Annotated in this window: 14 protein-coding genes; 12 read left to right on the top strand and 2 right to left on the bottom strand. The window is 67.5% G+C overall.

Annotated elements, in window-relative coordinates; all coding sequences use genetic code 11:
- The first annotated feature begins 113 nt into the window (after positions 1-113).
- The 11 genes from xylF (at position 114) to folK (ending at position 12,555) form a co-directional block, all read left to right on the top strand.
- Entirely contained in the window at positions 114-1,142 is a 1,029-nt protein-coding gene (gene xylF, locus ASE39_RS25320) for a D-xylose ABC transporter substrate-binding protein (RefSeq protein ID WP_057225367.1), read from the top strand.
- Between the two features lie 134 nt (positions 1,143-1,276).
- Positions 1,277-2,467 (top strand): ABC transporter permease, encoded by a 1,191-nt coding sequence (locus tag ASE39_RS25315; protein WP_035197422.1) that lies wholly within the window; start codon positions 1,277-1,279, stop codon positions 2,465-2,467.
- Positions 2,464-3,258 (top strand): ATP-binding cassette domain-containing protein, encoded by a 795-nt coding sequence (locus tag ASE39_RS25310; protein ID WP_057272932.1) that lies wholly within the window; start codon positions 2,464-2,466, stop codon positions 3,256-3,258. The genes ASE39_RS25315 and ASE39_RS25310 overlap by 4 nt, the downstream gene beginning before the upstream one ends.
- A complete protein-coding gene (locus ASE39_RS25305) occupies positions 3,255-4,442 on the top strand; it encodes an ROK family transcriptional regulator (protein WP_057272931.1) in 1,188 nt (395 codons plus the stop codon). Before ASE39_RS25310 ends, ASE39_RS25305 begins: the two co-directional genes overlap by 4 nt.
- A gap of 15 nt (positions 4,443-4,457) precedes the next feature.
- A complete protein-coding gene (gene xylB / locus ASE39_RS25300; protein WP_057272930.1) occupies positions 4,458-5,906 on the top strand; it encodes a xylulokinase in 1,449 nt (482 codons plus the stop codon).
- A gap of 61 nt (positions 5,907-5,967) precedes the next feature.
- On the top strand, positions 5,968-7,284 hold the full coding sequence (xylA, locus tag ASE39_RS25295; RefSeq protein ID WP_057225373.1) for a xylose isomerase: 1,317 nt from the start codon (positions 5,968-5,970) through the stop codon (positions 7,282-7,284).
- Positions 7,285-7,309: 25 nt separating this feature from the next.
- On the top strand, positions 7,310-8,314 hold the full coding sequence (locus tag ASE39_RS25290) for a Gfo/Idh/MocA family oxidoreductase (protein WP_057272929.1): 1,005 nt from the start codon (positions 7,310-7,312) through the stop codon (positions 8,312-8,314).
- Between the two features lie 384 nt (positions 8,315-8,698).
- Positions 8,699-9,397 carry a DnaA regulatory inactivator Hda gene (gene hda, locus ASE39_RS25285; RefSeq protein ID WP_010459245.1) on the top strand — a complete coding sequence of 233 codons (699 nt, stop codon included), beginning with the start codon at positions 8,699-8,701 and terminating at the stop codon, positions 9,395-9,397.
- Positions 9,398-9,433: 36 nt separating this feature from the next.
- On the top strand, positions 9,434-10,150 hold the full coding sequence (locus ASE39_RS25280) for an HAD family hydrolase (protein WP_057225377.1): 717 nt from the start codon (positions 9,434-9,436) through the stop codon (positions 10,148-10,150).
- A gap of 222 nt (positions 10,151-10,372) precedes the next feature.
- Positions 10,373-11,977: a polynucleotide adenylyltransferase PcnB gene (gene pcnB / locus ASE39_RS25275; protein WP_057225379.1), complete on the top strand. Its 1,605-nt coding sequence runs from the start codon at positions 10,373-10,375 to the stop codon at positions 11,975-11,977.
- Positions 11,978-12,024: 47 nt separating this feature from the next.
- Positions 12,025-12,555, top strand: coding sequence for a 2-amino-4-hydroxy-6-hydroxymethyldihydropteridine diphosphokinase (gene folK / locus ASE39_RS25270; RefSeq protein WP_057272971.1), 531 nt, complete (start codon positions 12,025-12,027; stop codon positions 12,553-12,555).
- A gap of 333 nt (positions 12,556-12,888) precedes the next feature.
- Here folK and ASE39_RS25265 read toward each other — a convergent pair whose 3' ends face one another.
- Positions 12,889-13,524: a cysteine hydrolase family protein gene (locus ASE39_RS25265; protein ID WP_057272928.1), complete on the bottom strand. Its 636-nt coding sequence runs from the start codon at positions 13,522-13,524 to the stop codon at positions 12,889-12,891.
- Positions 13,525-13,648: 124 nt separating this feature from the next.
- Between ASE39_RS25265 and ASE39_RS25260 the strand changes: the two genes are divergently transcribed.
- Complete coding sequence (locus ASE39_RS25260; protein WP_057272927.1) at positions 13,649-14,650, top strand: helix-turn-helix domain-containing protein; 1,002 nt, start codon at positions 13,649-13,651, stop codon at positions 14,648-14,650.
- A 182-nt stretch (positions 14,651-14,832) separates the two neighbouring features.
- Here ASE39_RS25260 and ASE39_RS25255 read toward each other — a convergent pair whose 3' ends face one another.
- Positions 14,833-15,822 (bottom strand): tripartite tricarboxylate transporter substrate binding protein, encoded by a 990-nt coding sequence (locus ASE39_RS25255; protein WP_029413200.1) that lies wholly within the window; start codon positions 15,820-15,822, stop codon positions 14,833-14,835.
- Between the last annotated feature and the right edge of the window lie 52 nt (positions 15,823-15,874).

Genomic DNA, 15,874 nt, shown 5'->3' with positions numbered 1-15,874 from the left:
AACGCCTGCGGCGGACTGAAGCCTGCAGGGTTCAGCGAGAGGGATTGCGGCGCGACAGTCAACGTCGTTCACACCAACCAAGGCCCGCACGAGGCCAATCAATGGAGACAAGAATGAAATTGAAGACAACCTTGACCGCCCTGGCAGCCCTGGTGCTGGGCCTGTCTAGCGCCAGTGCGTTCGCCCAGGTGGTGGGCGTGAGCTGGTCCAACTTCCAGGAAGAGCGCTGGAAGACCGACGAGAAAGCCATCAAGGACCAACTGGCCAAGCTGGGCGCCAGCTACATCAGCGCCGATGCGGGCGGGTCGCCCGAGAAGCAACTGTCCGACGTCGACTCCCTCATCGCCAAAGGCGCCAAGGTGCTGATCGTGCTGGCGATGGACAAGGACGCGATCCTGCCAGCCGTCAACAAGGCCGCGCAGCAGAAGATCCCGGTCGTGGCCTACGACCGCCTGATCGAGGCCCCGGGTGTGTTCTACATCACCTTTGACAACGTCGAGGTCGGCCGCATGCAAGCCCGCGCCGTGTTCGAGGCCAAGCCCAAGGGCAACTACGTGATGATCAAGGGATCGCCCACCGACCCCAACGCCAACTTCCTGCGCGGCGGGCAGCAGGAGGTGATCGAGGCGGCCATCACCAAGGGCGACATCAAGATCGTCGGCGAGGAATACACCGAAGGCTGGAAGCCCGAGGTCGCGCAAAAGAACATGGAGCAGATCATCACCAAGAGCGGCGGCAAGATTGACGCCGTGGTGGCCTCCAACGACGGCACGGCCGGCGGTGTGGTGGCGGCGCTGACGGCCAAGGGCATCAAGGGCATCCCGGTGTCCGGCCAGGATGGCGACCATGCTGCACTGAACCGCGTGGCCCAGGGCTCGCAGACGGTGTCGGTCTGGAAGGACGCCCGCGACCTGGGCCGCGACGCCGCCGCAGCAGCCGTCGCGCTGGCCAAGGGCCAGAAGGTGGCGGGCGCCCAGACCTGGAACGGCGGGGAGAAAAAGGTGTCGCTGCAGGCGCAGTTCCTGAAACCCGTGCCGATCACTGCCAAGAACCTCGATCTGGTGGTGAAGGCCGGCTGGATCCAGAAGGATGCACTGTGCAAGGGCGTGGACGCTGCCAAGGCGCCCGCCGCCTGCAAGTGAGCCCGGCGCGGCGCTGCGTGCCGCCCGGCTGCTGAACAACATGTTTTGAAGCTCCCGGACCGGGAGCGGGGCATTGCCGTGCGCGGCGGGCAGGCCTGAACCCGGTCCCTTCTCATTTCTGGCGGAGTGCGCTTGTGAGTCCTGTTCCCCATGCCCTCAGGCAACTGGCCATCGACTGGCGGTTGGTGCTGATGGGCGCTGTCCTGATGGTCACCGCCATCGTGTTCAACATCCTCTCGGGCGGCTTGTTCCTGTCGCCCGAGAACCTCTACAACATTGCCCAGCAGACGGCCGTGGTCGGCATCGTGGCCACGGTGGTGGTGCTGGTGATCGTGGCGCGCCACATCGATCTCTCGGTGGGCTCGGTGATGGGTTTTGTCGGCGTGCTGATCGCCACGCTGATGTACACCGCCGGCTGGCACTGGGTGGCGGCGTCGCTGGCCGGGCTGGCGGTGGCGATCGGCGTGTCGCTCTACCAGGGCGCGCTCACGGCGATGCTGGGGGTGCCGTCCTTCGTGGTTACTCTGGGCGGGCTGATGTCGTTTCGCGGCGCGGCCTTCATGGTGGCCGACGGCAAGACCCAGCCGGTCAGCGACAGCTTTTTTCAGCGCCTGGGCGGCGGCTTCGATGGCGCCATCGGCGTGCAGGCCAGCTGGGTGCTGGCCGTGGTGCTGGTGGTGGCGCTGGGCTTGAAGACCTGGTTGCGGCGCCGGGCCAAGGCGTCGTACGGTGTGCCCAACCCCGCGCTGTGGCTCGATGCGCTGGTGGCAGCCGTGCCGGCCGTGATCGCCGTGGGCTTTGTCGCCACGATGAACGCGTACCAGATACCCACCAAGGATGCGCCGCAGGGCGTGCCCATCCCCGTGCTCATCTGGGGCGGCGTGGCGGTGGTGCTGTCGTTCATCGTGCGGCGCACGCGCTTTGGGCGCTACGTGTTCGCCATCGGCGGCAACCCGGAGGCCGCAGCCCTGGTCGGCATTCCGGTGCGGCGCGTCACGCTGATGCTGTTTGCGCTGATGGGCGTGCTCATCACGATTGCAGCCATGGTCTCGATTGCGCGGCTCAATGCAGGCACCAATTCGCTGGGTACCGGCATGGAGCTGTTCGTGATCGCGGCGGCCGTGATCGGCGGCACGGCGCTGGCAGGCGGCAGCGGCTCCATCCTGGGGTCGGTGCTGGGGGCGCTCATCATGCAGAGCATCGACAGCGGGCTCTTGCTGCTCGACATCTCGATCGGCCTGCGCTACGTGATCATCGGGCAGGTGCTGATCGCGGCCGTGGTGTTTGACGTGGTCTACCGCCGCCTGACGGGAGACACCGCATGAACGCGCCATTGGTGGAGATGCGCGGCATCCGCAAGTCGTTCGGCGGCGTGCGGGCGGCGGACGACGTCAGCCTCAACCTGTACCCGGGCGAGGTGGTGGCCCTGCTGGGGCACAACGGCGCGGGCAAGTCCACGCTGATGAAGATGCTGGCCGGCGCCTACCCCATCGACAGCGGCGAGGTGCTGGTGCAGGGGCAGAGCGCCCACATCCGCACGCCGGCCGACGCGCAGCGGCTGGGCATCGAATCCATCTACCAGACGCTGGCGCTCGCCGACAACCTGGACGCGGTGGCCAACCTGTTTCTGGGCCGCGAGCTGCTCACCCGCTGGAACACGCTGGACGACCACCGCATGGACGCCGAAGCCCGCAAGGTCTTCGAGCGCCTGAACAAGAACTTCCGCAACGTGCGCACGCCGGTGCGGCGCCTGTCGGGCGGGCAGCGCCAGGTGGTGGCCATCTCGCGCGCCATCTACTTCAACGCCCGTATCCTGATCATGGACGAGCCCACCGCCGCGCTGGGCCCCGAGGAGACCGCCATGGTGGGCCGCCTGGTGCGCCAGCTCAAGGCCGACGGCGTGGGCATCTTCCTGATCACCCACGACATGCCCGACGTGTTCGGGCTCAGCGACCGCCTGGCGGTGATGAAGAACGGGCGCATGGTGGGCGCCTACCGCACGACTGATGTCACCGAGGACGAGGTTCTGGGCATGATCATCGCAGGCAAACAACCCGAAGGAAAAGCGCAGGCCCACCGCCTCGGCGAGCCCGCGCCTTCCACCACACCCGCATGAAGACCACCGGCGACCAGCAACTTGTCAAACGCATCAACCGCAGCGTCCTGCTGCGGCTGCTGCGCCAGCGCGGCAGCCTCTCGCGCGCCCAACTGGCCGGCGAGAGCGGCCTGACCAAATCCACCGTGAGCCTGCTGGTGCGGGAACTGATCGACGAAGGTTGGCTCGCCGAAACCGGGCTGGCCGCCGCGCAAGGCATGGGCCGCCCGTCCACACCGCTGCGCCTGGACGGCAGCCGCCGCGCCATGGTGGGCGTGGAGATTGGCGTCGAGTCACTGCGGGTGGTGGGTGTGTCGGTCACCGGCGAGGTGCTGTGCGCGTCCGAGGAGCCTCTGGCCGACCGCGACCCCGCCGCCGTGTGTCGCCAGGTGGCGGCGCTGGTGGTGCGCACGCAGGCCGAGCTGGCGGCCAGGCCGGTCACGGTGTCGGGCGTGGGCATCGGCGTGCCCGGCGCGTTCGACGAGGCCACCGGCACCATCCGCTTTGCGCCCAACCTGGGCTGGCGCGACGTGGCCTTTTTGCCGCTGATCACGCGTGCGCTGGCCGACGCGGGCAGCCCGCCGGTGGCAGTGCATGTGCAGAACGAGGCGGACACCGCCGCGCTCAGCGAGTACGAGTTTGCGGACGGGGACGCGACGGACTCGCTGATCTTCGTGACCTGCGGCGTGGGCGTGGGGGCGGGCATTGTGCTCAACGACCGGCTGTTCACCGGGTTGCAGGGCATGGCCGGCGAAATCGGCCACAGCATTTTGCAGATCGACGGGCCGCCGTGCTCCTGCGGGCGCAGGGGGTGCGCCGAGACCTTCTTCGGGGCCCGGGCGCTGGAGCGCCAGAGCGACCCGGCGCGCGGCGGCGTGTTCCTGGGCGTGGTACTGCAAAACCTCTGGACCACCTTCAACCCCGGCGCCCTGGTGGTGGGCGGGCCCTCGTGCGAGCGGCACCCCGGCATCGTGCAGCAGGCCCGCGACACGCTCGATGCCTACGCAGCCAGTGCCGGCGTGGCGGCGCCCGCCGTGCGCGCAGCCCGCTACGGCCTGCTGGCCTCGGCCGTGGGCGCGGCCGCGCTGGTGCTGCACCACGAGCTGCGGCCCATGCACGCGCCGGCAGTCGCCGCGACGGGGGCCGATGACCGGGCCCTGGCCCCACCACCGGCAGGCGCCACACCGCCCGCCCTTCTTCACTGAACGCATCCATCCACCATGTACATCGGCATCGACATCGGCACCTCGGAAGTGAAAGCTTTGTTGCTCGGCCCGGACCAGCGGGTGCTGGGGGCGGCGGGCGCGCCCCTGTCGGTGTCACGCCCCCACCCCGGCCACAGCGAGCAGGACCCGGCCGACTGGTGGGTCGCCACGCAGGACGCCCTGGCCAGCCTGCGGGCCGTGCACCCGGAGGAATACGCAGCCACCGAGGCCATCGGCCTGTCGGGCCAGATGCATGGCGCGGTGCTGCTCGATGCACACGACCGCGTGCTGCGCCCGGCCATCCTCTGGAACGACACGCGCAGCGCCGATGAGTGCGCGGAGATGATGCGCGAGCTGCCGGCGCTGAGCGGTCTGGGCGGCAGCCTGGCCATGCCCGGCTTTACGGCCCCCAAGCTGCGCTGGGTAGCGCGCCACGAGTCCGCGGTGTTCCGGCAGATCGCCAAGGTGCTGCTGCCCAAGGACCATGTGCGCCTGATGCTGACCGGCGAGCATGTGAGCGACCTGTCGGACGCGAGCGGCACCCTGTGGCTCGATGTGCAGCGCCGCGACTGGTCGGATGAACTGCTGGCGCTCACCGGCCTGTCGCGCCAGCACATGCCGCGCCTGGTGGAGGGCAGCGCAGTGAGCGGGCGCCTGCGGACCGATGTGGCGCAATCGCTGGGTCTGCGGCCCGGCACAGTGGTGGCCGGTGGCGCGGGCGACAACGCCGCCAGCGCCGTGGGCATGGGCGCGGTGCAGCCCGGCCAGGGGTTCCTGTCGCTGGGCACCAGCGGCGTGCTGTTTGTGGTCACGCCGCAGTACCAGCCCAATGCCGCCAGTGCCACGCACGCGTTCTGCCACGCGGTGCCGGGCCGCTGGCACCAGATGAGCGTGATGCTGGCCGCCGCCAGCGCGCTGCAGTGGGTGGCCCACCTGCTGGGCGCTGCGGACGCGGGCGAGGTGGCCGCACGCGCCGCCGCACTGAGCGCCCAGGACCGCGAGGCAGCGCCGGTGTTTCTGCCCTACCTCAGCGGCGAGCGCACGCCCCACAACGACGCCCGGGTGCGCGGCAGCTTCCACGGGCTGGATATGGACACGGACGCCGCACGCCTGGGCTATGCGGTGATGGAGGGCGTGAGCTTTGGCTTGCGGGACGGCCTGGCGGCTTTGCATGCCGCCGGCAGCGAGGTGTCGCGCCTGTCGTTGGTGGGCGGTGGCGCCCGCAGCGCCTTCTGGGCGCAGATGCTGGCCAGCGCGCTGAACGTGGAGATCGTGACCCACGGCGGCTCGGCCGTGGGCGGCGCGCTGGGTGCCGCGCGCCTGGGCGCCCTGAGCGTCGGCACACCCCTGGAGTGGGTGTGCCTGCCGCCGCCCATCGACACCGTCTACCTGCCTGATCCTGCCGAGCGCGCCTTGCTGGCGCCGCGCCACGCCTTGTTTCGCAGCCTGTACCGCAGGCCCTGATGTCCCCGAGCGTTGTCCCGAGCCTGTCCTGAGCCATGTTCCGTCCTTAGCCGAGAAAACCATGAGCACCTACTTCTCCGACATTTCCCCCATCGCCTACGAAGGCCCCGATTCCACCAACCCGCTGGCCTTCAAGTGGTACGACAAAGACCGCCTGGTGCTGGGCAAGCGCATGGAAGACCACCTGCGCTTTGCCGTGTGCTACTGGCACAGCTTCTGCTGGAACGGGTTCGACCCCTTTGGCTACGACGGCACCTTCGAGCGCCCGTGGCAGCAGGTGGCCGACCCCATGGCCGCCGCGCGCCTGAAAGCCGACGCGGCGTTCGACTTCTTCGCCCGGCTGGGCGCGCCGTACTACTGCTTTCACGACCGCGACGTGGCGCCCGAAGGCAGCACGCCCCGCGAGAGCGTGAAGTACCTGCACGAGATGGTGGAAGTGCTGCAGGCCAAGCAGGCCCAGACGGGCGTGAAGCTGCTGTGGGGCACGGCCAACCTGTTCAGCCACCGGCGCTTTATGTCGGGCGCATCGACCAATCCCGACCCCGAAATCTTTGCGCTGGCCGCACTGCAGGTGAAGGAGGCGATGGACGCGACGCTCAAGCTCGGCGGAGAGAACTACGTGCTGTGGGGCGGCCGCGAGGGGTACGAAACCCTGCTCAACACCCGCGTGGGCCACGAGCTGGACCAGATGGGGCGCTTCTTGAACATGGTGGTGGAGTACAAGCACAAGATCGGCTTCACCGGCACCATCCTCATCGAGCCCAAGCCGCGCGAGCCCTCCAAGCACCAGTACGACTTCGACACCGCCACGGTCTACGGGTTTCTGGCCCGCTATGGGCTGGACAAGGAGATCAAGGTCAACATCGAGGCCAACCACGCCACGCTGTCGGGGCACAGCTTCGAGCACGAGATCGCCACGGCCATCGACCTGGGCATCTTCGGCTCCATCGACATGAACCGCGGCGACATGCAGTGCGGCTGGGACACCGACCAGTTCCCCAACAACATCCCCGAGACCGCGCTGGCCCTGTACCTGATCCTGCAGGCCGGCGGCTTTACCACCGGGGGCCTCAACTTCGACGCCAAGGTGCGGCGCCAGTCGCTGGATGCCGAGGACATGTTCCACGGCCACATCGGCGGTATGGACGTTTCAGCCCGGGCGTTGCTGATTGCCGAGAAAATGATCACGGACGGGCGCCTGGCCCGCCATGTCGATGTCCGCTACGCGGGTTGGGGCGAGGCGTTTGGCCAGGATCTGCTGGGCGGACGGCTCGGGCTGGACCAGGTGGCGGCGCGCGCCCTGGAGCGCAACCAGGACACACGGCCAGTTTCCGGGCGGCAGGAGTTGCTCGAGAACCTGCTCAACAGCTATCTCTGATGGATCACCAGGACCGGGGGTACCCATGAAACCTGTGGTGTGGGGCGTGCTGAGCACGGCCAAGATCGGTGTCCAGCATGTGATCCCTGCGATGTTGTCCAGCCCGCTGGTCGAACTGCGCGCGATCGCCTCGCGTACCCTGCCTCCCGCGCAGGAGGCTGCGCGGTCCCTGGGCATTGCCCAGGCCTACGGCAGCTACGAAGAGCTGCTGGCCGACCCGGCTATCGAGGCCGTCTACAACCCGCTGCCCAACCATCTGCATGTGCCGCTCACCCTGCAGGCGGCGGCTGCGGGCAAGCACGTGCTGTGCGAGAAACCGGTGGCGCTCTCCGCCGCCGAGGCCGAGACACTGCAAACTGCATCGGCCCGGGTGCACATTGAAGAGGCTTTCATGGTGCGCCACCATCCCCAGTGGCGGCGAGCCCGGGAGCTTGTGCGTGCCGGGCGCATCGGCGAATTGCGGGCGGTGCAGGTGTTTTTCTCGTACTTCAATGACGATCCAGGCAACATCCGCAACCAGCCTGGTATTGGGGGCGGGGCGCTCTACGACATCGGCTGCTATGCGGTGTTGGCCGGACGCTATCTGTTTGAAAGCGAGCCTCGGCGGGCGGTCTCGCTGGTCGACCGCGACCCGCAGTTGGGGACCGACCGGCTCACCAGCGCGTTGCTGGATTTTGGCGCCGGACGGCAGCTCAATTTCACGGTATCGACGCAAAGCGTCCGGTTTCAAAGGGTGCAGGTGGTGGGTACCCTTGGCCGCATCGAGCTGTTCATTCCATTCAATGCAGCCCGGGGCGAGCAGATGCACTTGGCGCTGGACGAGGGAGGCCTTCTGGATGGCAGCAGTGTCACTGTCGAAACCCTGCCAGCGGCCGACCAGTACCGGCTGCAGGTCGAGGCCTTTTGCCGCCGCGTCCGCGATGGTGCAAGCCCGCAGGCCGGAGGACTGGAGGATGCGGTCGCCCAGGCGCGGGTGATCGATGCCCTCTGGCTGTCCGAGCGCACAGGTCGCTGGGAGGCGATCGCTTGAAGCGGAACATCGCTGGGCTCGTTGCGGGCCTTGCAATGGCCGGGAAAAATGCGATGAAAGCTCCATCGGCAGGCTGACTCACCTCAGGGACTCCTGTGGCGGGACAGGGGCATGGGAGGGTGGATTCCCAAGGCGGGGCCGGACGGTTGGCGCAGGGCATTTGCCACAGACTAAAATCGCGCCCATTGTCGCCAAACCTCTTTGCAAGAAGAGGATGCGTTGCGACAACGCGCCCGAAGCACTTTTTTTGCGGCGCCCCGCCGCAGTCACATACGGCCAGGCGCCTTCCAATTCACCTGTGATGCAGCTGCCGATCCCCTTGTTGTCCACCGTTCCTGCTCCTGCTGCCTCGGGCCTGCCCTTGCTGCCAGGGCGCCGCGCATGATGAAGCAGCTGGCGCTGGACATTGGCCTGGCCACAGGGCCTACGCTGGCCCGGTTTCATGCGGGCCCCAATGAGGCGGCCCTACAACACCTGCGCCTGGCAGCGGGTGCGGGCAGCAGCGAGGCCACCCGGTCGCCAGTGCCCACCTACCTGTGGGGAGAGCCGGGCAGTGGCAAGACCCATCTGCTTCAGGCCGTGCGCCAGGCCGTGCGCGAGCAGGGCTCCAGCGTGGGCTGGTTGGACCCTTCGGTGGCCGAGCCCCCGGATTTCGACGAGAACTGGGCTGCCGTGGTCATGGACGATGTGCACCTGTACAGCACCGCCCAGCAGGCCACGGCCTTCAACTGGTTTGTGAACGCCATCAGCCCCGCCAGCGGCAGTCAGCGCTGGGTGCTGGCCGCTGGCAACCTGCCACCTGCCGACCTGCCCCTGCGCGACGACCTGCGCAGCCGCCTGGGCTGGGGCCATGTGTTCCAGCTGCAGCTGCTGGGCGAGGCCGAGCGCCGCGCCGTGCTGCGCCAGGAGGCCGACGCCCGCGGCGTGTTCCTGGGCGATGAGGTCATGGACTACATGCTCAACCGCTTCTCGCGCGATCTGGGCAGCCTCATGCAATTGCTCGACCAGCTCGACGCTTTTGCGCTGCGCACCCAGCGGGCCATCACGATTCCCTTGCTCAAGACGATGCTGGAATCGGAATGATGCCGGTCCATGCATTCCTTTTATTTGTGAACCCGAATGACTTCTGAACCCCGCCTGCGGCTTGCGCTGTTCGACCTCGACCACACGCTGCTCCCGCTTGACTCCGACTATGAGTGGGGCGAGTTCACCATCCGCATCGGCTGGAATGACCCCGTGGAGTTCGCGCGCCGCAACGACGAGTTCTATGCCCACTACCAGGCGGGCACACTCAACGTGCATGACTATGTGCGTTTTGCCACCGAGGCCGTGCGCCTGCGCGGCCCCGAGGCGGCGGCTGCGGCGCACCTGCAATTCATGCGGGATGTGATCGGCCCGGCCATCCAGCCCCAGGCGCTCAACCTCGTTCGCCAGCATCAGGCCGCTGGCGACGAAGTGCTGATCGTCACCGCCACCAATGAGTTTGTGACCACGCCCATCGCCCGGGCGCTGGGCGTGGAACAACTGCTGGCCGTACAGCTGGCGCGCGACGCCAGTGGCTGGTACACCGGCGAAATCGATGGCATTCCCACCATGCGCGAAGGCAAGGTGCGGCGCATGGAACAATGGCTGGCCGAGCGGCAACTGGGCTGGGGCGATGTCGAAAGCACGTTCTACAGTGATTCCATGAACGACGTGCCCCTGCTGGAGAAGGTGAACCACCCGGTCGCCACCAACCCCGACCCCCGCCTGCGCGCGCTGGCCCAGGAGCGCGGCTGGCGCATACTGGACCTGTTTGCGGCCGATGCCGAAACGCCTGCACCACCTGCTGCCTGAGAGGCTGAGAGTCTTTTACCCATGCCCGCCTTGCACGCCAAAACGCCCCGGCTCGTCGTTGCAAATGCTCGCCATAGCCCGAGCTATGGCTGTGCTTTGCGCCTAGATCCGAGGTGGTTTCGCGCGCCTTTCGGGCTCGGCTCAAAAACTCTCAGCCTCTGAGCGCTTTTCAGCCCCCTCCAGCCGCCGTTTCGTGCCAGATCTCCTGAATACTCTCACTCCATGATCAAGAAGTTCTTAGACAAATTGATGGGCAAATCGACGCCCGGCACCTCGGGCGGAAAGCCCCATTTCGGCAAGCGCGAAGAGGTGCCTGCCTCGGTCCACGGCATCAACCCCGAGCTGGTGGACCGCCGCGCCGCCGAGGTGGTGGCCACGCTCAAGCAGGCAGGTTTTGAGGCCTACATCGTGGGCGGTGCCGTGCGCGACCTGCTGCTGGGCCTGCGCCCCAAGGACTTTGACGTGGCCACCAACGCCACGCCCGAGCAGGTCAAGGGCCTGTTCCGCCGCGCCTTCATCATCGGCAAGCGTTTTCGCATCGTGCACGTCGTGCATGGCCGGGGGCGCGAACACGAGGTGATCGAGGTCTCCACCTTCCGTGCCTACCTCGACAACGCCGCCGCCGGCCAGGTGGCCGGCAACGAAAAGACCAGCAAGGCCCAGCTGTCTGGCATGCAGCATGCCGTGGACGCCAGTGGCCGCGTGCTGCGCGATAACGTCTGGGGCCCGCAGGACGAAGACGCCACGCGGCGCGATTTCACCGTGAACGCCATGTACTACGACCCGGTGAGCCAGATCGTGGTGGATTACCACAAGGGCTTGCAGGACGCGAAGAAAAAGACGTTGCGCATGATTGGCGACCCCGCCACACGCTACCGCGAAGACCCGGTGCGCATCATCCGCGCCGTGCGGTTTGCGGCCAAGCTCAGTGCCCTGGGCTTCAGCATCGAAGCCAAGACCGCTGCCCCGCTGGTGCAATCGCAGACGCTGCTGGCCGAGGTGCCCCAAAGCCGCATGTTCGACGAAATGCTCAAGCTGCTGCAGACGGGCCACGCGATTGCCACCATCGAGCAGCTGCGCAAGCTGGGCATGGCCAAGGGCATCTACCCACTGCTGGATGTGGCCGTGGAGCGCGCCGACAGCGCCTTTGTCAAAGCCGCTCTGGTGGACACCGACCGCCGCGTGAACGAGGGCAAGCCCGTGGCCCCAAGCTTCTTGCTGGCCTGCGTGTTGTGGGAAGACGTGCGCAATGGCTGGACGGAACGCCTGAACCAGCGCCAACACCCCCTGCCTGCGCTGCAGGAGGCCATCGACGAGGTGTTCGACAAGCGGATTGGCGACGTGTCCGGCCGGGGCAAGCTGGCGGCCGACATGCGCGAGATCTGGGTCATGCAGCCCCGCTTTGAAAAGCGCGTGGGCAGTACGCCGTTTGGCATGGTCATGCAGCCGCGCTTTCGTGCCGGGTTCGACTTCATGCGCTTGCGCGCCGATGTGGGCGAGGTCGAAGAGGCGCTGGCCGAATGGTGGCAGGACTTCCAGGCGGCCGACGACGAGCGCCGCGAAGACCTGATGGACCAGGCCCGCGAAGAGCAGAAGGCTCGCCAGAAGGCCCAACCCGTGGTCAAGCGCGTGCCCCGCGCCGCGCCTGCCGCCGACCCGCGCGGTCTGCCAAGTGCCGAAGGTGCTGCGCCAGATGCCGGACCAGCCGACGGCGACGCCGCGTTTCCATACGAAGGCAGCGCCCCCAAGAAGCGCCGCCGCCGCCGTCGCAAGCCGGGCGGGGCCGGTGGTGGCGAAGGCGCCGCACCCGCCGCTGCGGGCGAGTGACGCAGCAAGCCTTGGCAGTGTCCGTGGCTGAGTGGCCCAACTCCGGGGTGGATCGCGTCAATGACCGCACCGAGGGGGACCGCCCCGCAGTATCCGTATTCATCGGCCTGGGCGCCAACCTGGGTGACCGCAGGGCCGCCCTGCGCGCCGCCCTGGCTGCCATCGTCCAGTTGCCCGGCACGCAGTTGCTGCGTGTGTCGCCGCTCTACGGCAGCGCACCGGTCGATGCCGGAGGCCCGGACTACCTGAACGCCGTCGCCGAGCTGGCTACCACGCAGGCGCCCCAGGCGCTGCTGAAGGCCCTGCAAACCATCGAACAAGCCGCCGGTCGTGAGCGCCCCTACCGCAACGCTCCGCGCACGCTCGACCTAGACATCCTGTGGTTCGGCGGCCAGGTCATCGACACCCCCGAACTCGCTGTGCCCCACCCCCGCATGGCCGAGCGCGCGTTCGTGTTGCGCCCGCTGGCCGACCTGGCACCGGAGCGCGTGGATGCCGCGTGGCTGCAGGCCGTGGCGACGCAAGACATCCACGTGCTGGAAGGGCCGCACTGGGCGGCAGACCTGACGCCGGTGTAGGTTGCTCCTGAAATAGGAGCTACTGGCGCTTTCTCAATAAGCGCTAGAGGCCAAAAATACCTGAATTTTTGGTTGCCTGCCGTTGGACGAATGGCATTTCTCACCCATCCACTGCACCCGTTCATCGCAGTCGCCGGCAACTGGCGCAGCCCACCCCCGTGCCGCCGTGGAACCGGCTCCGCCAGGCCACAGGTGGCTCTCTCCCTCTGGGTTGAGGGCTGCGGCTCCAAGCCTGCCTGCGCAGGCTTGGGTGTGCCCGAAGAGACGCAGCCTCCGCAGCGGCGGTGGCACCGAGGCGCCGCAGGCGACTCAGGGGGCTGCTCTTTCTGGGGGTTACCCCTTTCTAGCGCGTTGGTTCGACGCAAACACGTTGTCCTTGGGCAAAGCCTGGCCGGCCTGCACGGCCGCCACCCAGTCGCGGGTCGAAGCGGCGGCGGCAAAGTTGCTGTGGAACACCACGCTGAAGACGCGGTGGATTTCTTCGGCGCTGGCGCTGCCTGCCGCGTTGGCATAGGGCAGGGCGCCGCTTGCGTCGCTCAAAAACTCCACCCCCAGGCCCCGGTGCGAGGCTTCGTAGATGGTGCTGGCGTCGCAGTTGTGCGTCATGTAGCCCACCACGGTCAGGGTGTCGATGCCGCGCTCTGTCAGCCATTCGGCCAGGCCGGTGTTCGTGAAGACACTCGCGAAGTTTTTCTCGATATGGTGGTCGGCGGGGCGGCGTGCCACCTCGGGGTGCAGCTGCCAGCGCTCGGTGGCCTTGTCGAACACCGGCGCACCCGACGGCGCGGTGTGCTGCACCACCACCACGGGCACGCCCGCGGCCTGGGCGACATCCATTGCACGGATGATATTGGGCAGGGTGTCGGCCACGGGTGGGTATTCGATGGGCAGGTTGCCGCCCGCGAAATACTCGTTTTGCACGTCGATGACGATCAGGGCGCGGCGGGGGGCGGTGGTGGAAGAGGTCATGGTCACGGTCCTTGGAAGATGAAGAAAAAAGTGGGTTGTGTGGAAGGGATAGGGTGAATTGTTCGCGCTTCGGCCAGTTGTCGAAAGTGGCTTGATTGACACTCATCGATAGAATCAGGCCATCATGCCCACCCCTGTCCAACCTGACACCCGCCCTGTTTCCCCCCTCGTCCCGGATACCGTCGCGGTGGTGGCCTTTGACGGCATCAGCCCTTTTCACCTCTCGGTGCCCTGCTTGGTCTTTGGCGAGGACCGCACGGCAGAGGGCGTGCACCGCTACCGGCTGGTGGTGTGTGGAGTGGAACCCGGCCCGCTGCGCACCTCCGCTGGCTTTGGCATCGATGTGGGCCATGGCCTCAAGGTGCTGCAGCGTGCGCAGACCATCGTGGTGCCCTCGTGGCGCGATGACCTGGCACCTGTGCCCCCTGCGTTGCGGGCCGCGCTGCGGGCCGCGCACCGTCGAGGGGCGCGCATCGTGGGCTTGTGCCTGGGGGCCTTCGTGCTGGCCGACGCAGGGCTGCTGGATGGCCGGGCCGCCACCACGCATTGGGCGCTGGCAGCGGAATTCGCGCGGCGCTATCCGCAGGTGCAGCTCAGGCCCGAGGTGTTGTACGTGGAGGACGGACTGGTGCTCACGTCAGCTGGCACCGCGGCGGGCATCGACTGCTGCCTGCACCTTCTGCGCCAGCAGCATGGGGCTGAGGCCGCCAACCGCGCTGCGCGCCGCATGGTGGTCGCGCCCCACCGGCAGGGCGGGCAGGCGCAGTACATCCAGCAGCCGGTGGCGCCGTCGGTGCGCGGCGACCGGCTGGCACCGCTGCTGCAGTGGCTGGGCGAGCACCTGCACGAGACGCACACCCTGGAGGCCCTGGCCGAGCGCGCGGTGATGAGCCCGCGCACCTTCACCCGGCGCTTTCGGCAGTCCACCGGAACCACCGTGGGCCAGTGGCTGCAGAACCAGCGCATCGCCCTCGCGCAGCGCCTGCTGGAGGGCGGGGACCAGTCCATCGAAGCCGTGGCCGTCGAAGCGGGGTTTGGTTCGGCGGTGTCGTTGCGGCAGCACTTCTCGGCCAGCGTGGGCATTGCACCTTCGGCCTACCGGCGGCAGTTTCACCGCATTGCATAGATTTGCTATCTGTTTAATAGCTGTTTGCGCTTGATGGATAAGCGCTGGAGGCTATTTTTATTCAAAACCAGCCTCACCCGTCATTCCCGGCGCGGCGCCCATCAGTGCACCCGTGGATCCGGCTTCGCCGGTCCAGCGGGTGCGTCCCCCCTTTGGGGGAAGCGGCGCAGCCGCTCAGGGGGTCAGTCGACTTTCGCCCCGGAGGCCTTCACCACCTGCTGGTACTTGGCGCGCTCGGTGGCCATGAAGCTGTCGAACTGCTGGGGGGTGGTGGGCACGGGCTCGGCCAGCAGGGCGCCGAAGCGGGTCTTGGTCTCGGGCGCATTGAGGGCTGCCACAAATGCCTTGTTCAGCTTGTCGATGATGGGCTTGGGCGTGGCCGCAGGCGCCACCAGGCCCCACCAGGTGTCGATGGAAAAGCCCTTGAACGTGGCAGACAGCGGTGGCACGCCCGGCAGCGAGGCCGAGGCGTCGAGCGAGGTTACCGCCAAGGCCTTGAGCTTGCCCGCCCGGATGTTGGGCGCGGCGGCCGCCAGGTTGTCGATGTTGAAGTCCACCTCGCCCGCCAGCAGGGCCAGTTGCGCAGGATTGGCGCCCCGGTAGGGGATGTGCAGCGCAAAGATGCCTGCGCGCTGCTTGAACATCTCGCCCGCCAGGTGGCCGGCGCTGCCGTTGCCGCCGCTGCCGTAGTTGAGCTTGGCGGGGTTGGCCTTGGCGTAGGCGATCAGGTCGGCCACGGTGTGGATCTTGAGCTGCTCGGCCTTGGCCGCGTTGATGACCAGCACATTGGGCACGCGCACCATCTGCGTGATGGCCGCGAAATCCTTGGCCGCGTCGTAAGGCATCTTGGAATACAGCCAGGGGTTCACTGCGTGGGTGGCCGTGGCGGCGATGCCGATGGTCAGGCCGTCTGGCGCGGCCTTGGCAATGGCGTCGGCGCCGATGTTGCCGCCTGCGCCGCCCTTGTTGTCGATGATCACTGTGCCCAGCGACTCCCGCACGCGCTCGGCCAGCGCACGGGCGGTCACGTCAATGGGCCCGCCGGGGGCATAGGGCACGATCAGGCGGATGGGCTGGCCGGAGTCCTGCGCAAGCGCGACCGAGGCCGCGAAGGGGGATGAAAAAGCCGCTGCAACAGCGGCACTGGCGATGAGGTGGTTTCTGCGGTTCATGGTGCCATTGTGCAAAAAATAATAAGACTGCTTACGAAAACCGGTGGAAGGC

Source organism: Acidovorax sp. Root267, from assembly GCF_001429215.1.
Taxonomy (GTDB): domain Bacteria; phylum Pseudomonadota; class Gammaproteobacteria; order Burkholderiales; family Burkholderiaceae_C; genus Acidovorax; species Acidovorax radicis.
The sequence above is the reverse complement of the archived record's forward strand: the minus strand, read 5'-3'. Positions and strand labels throughout refer to the sequence as shown.

Excerpts from the sequence above, each read along its gene's own strand:
- xylA (WP_057225373.1), top strand. The coding sequence starts at position 5,968 with ATGAGCACCTACTTCTCCGACATTTCCCCCATCGCCTACGAAGGCCCC.
- ASE39_RS25305 (WP_057272931.1), top strand. The coding sequence starts at position 3,255 with ATGAAGACCACCGGCGACCAGCAACTTGTCAAACGCATCAACCGCAGC.
- ASE39_RS25280 (WP_057225377.1), top strand. The coding sequence starts at position 9,434 with ATGACTTCTGAACCCCGCCTGCGGCTTGCGCTGTTCGACCTCGACCAC.
- xylB (WP_057272930.1), top strand. The coding sequence starts at position 4,458 with ATGTACATCGGCATCGACATCGGCACCTCGGAAGTGAAAGCTTTGTTG.
- hda (WP_010459245.1), top strand. The coding sequence starts at position 8,699 with ATGAAGCAGCTGGCGCTGGACATTGGCCTGGCCACAGGGCCTACGCTG.
- ASE39_RS25255 (WP_029413200.1), bottom strand. The coding sequence starts at position 15,822 with ATGAACCGCAGAAACCACCTCATCGCCAGTGCCGCTGTTGCAGCGGCT.
- ASE39_RS25265 (WP_057272928.1), bottom strand. The coding sequence starts at position 13,524 with ATGACCTCTTCCACCACCGCCCCCCGCCGCGCCCTGATCGTCATCGAC.
- ASE39_RS25260 (WP_057272927.1), top strand. The coding sequence starts at position 13,649 with ATGCCCACCCCTGTCCAACCTGACACCCGCCCTGTTTCCCCCCTCGTC.
- ASE39_RS25290 (WP_057272929.1), top strand. The coding sequence starts at position 7,310 with ATGAAACCTGTGGTGTGGGGCGTGCTGAGCACGGCCAAGATCGGTGTC.
- ASE39_RS25310 (WP_057272932.1), top strand. The coding sequence starts at position 2,464 with ATGAACGCGCCATTGGTGGAGATGCGCGGCATCCGCAAGTCGTTCGGC.
- pcnB (WP_057225379.1), top strand. The coding sequence starts at position 10,373 with ATGATCAAGAAGTTCTTAGACAAATTGATGGGCAAATCGACGCCCGGC.
- xylF (WP_057225367.1), top strand. The coding sequence starts at position 114 with ATGAAATTGAAGACAACCTTGACCGCCCTGGCAGCCCTGGTGCTGGGC.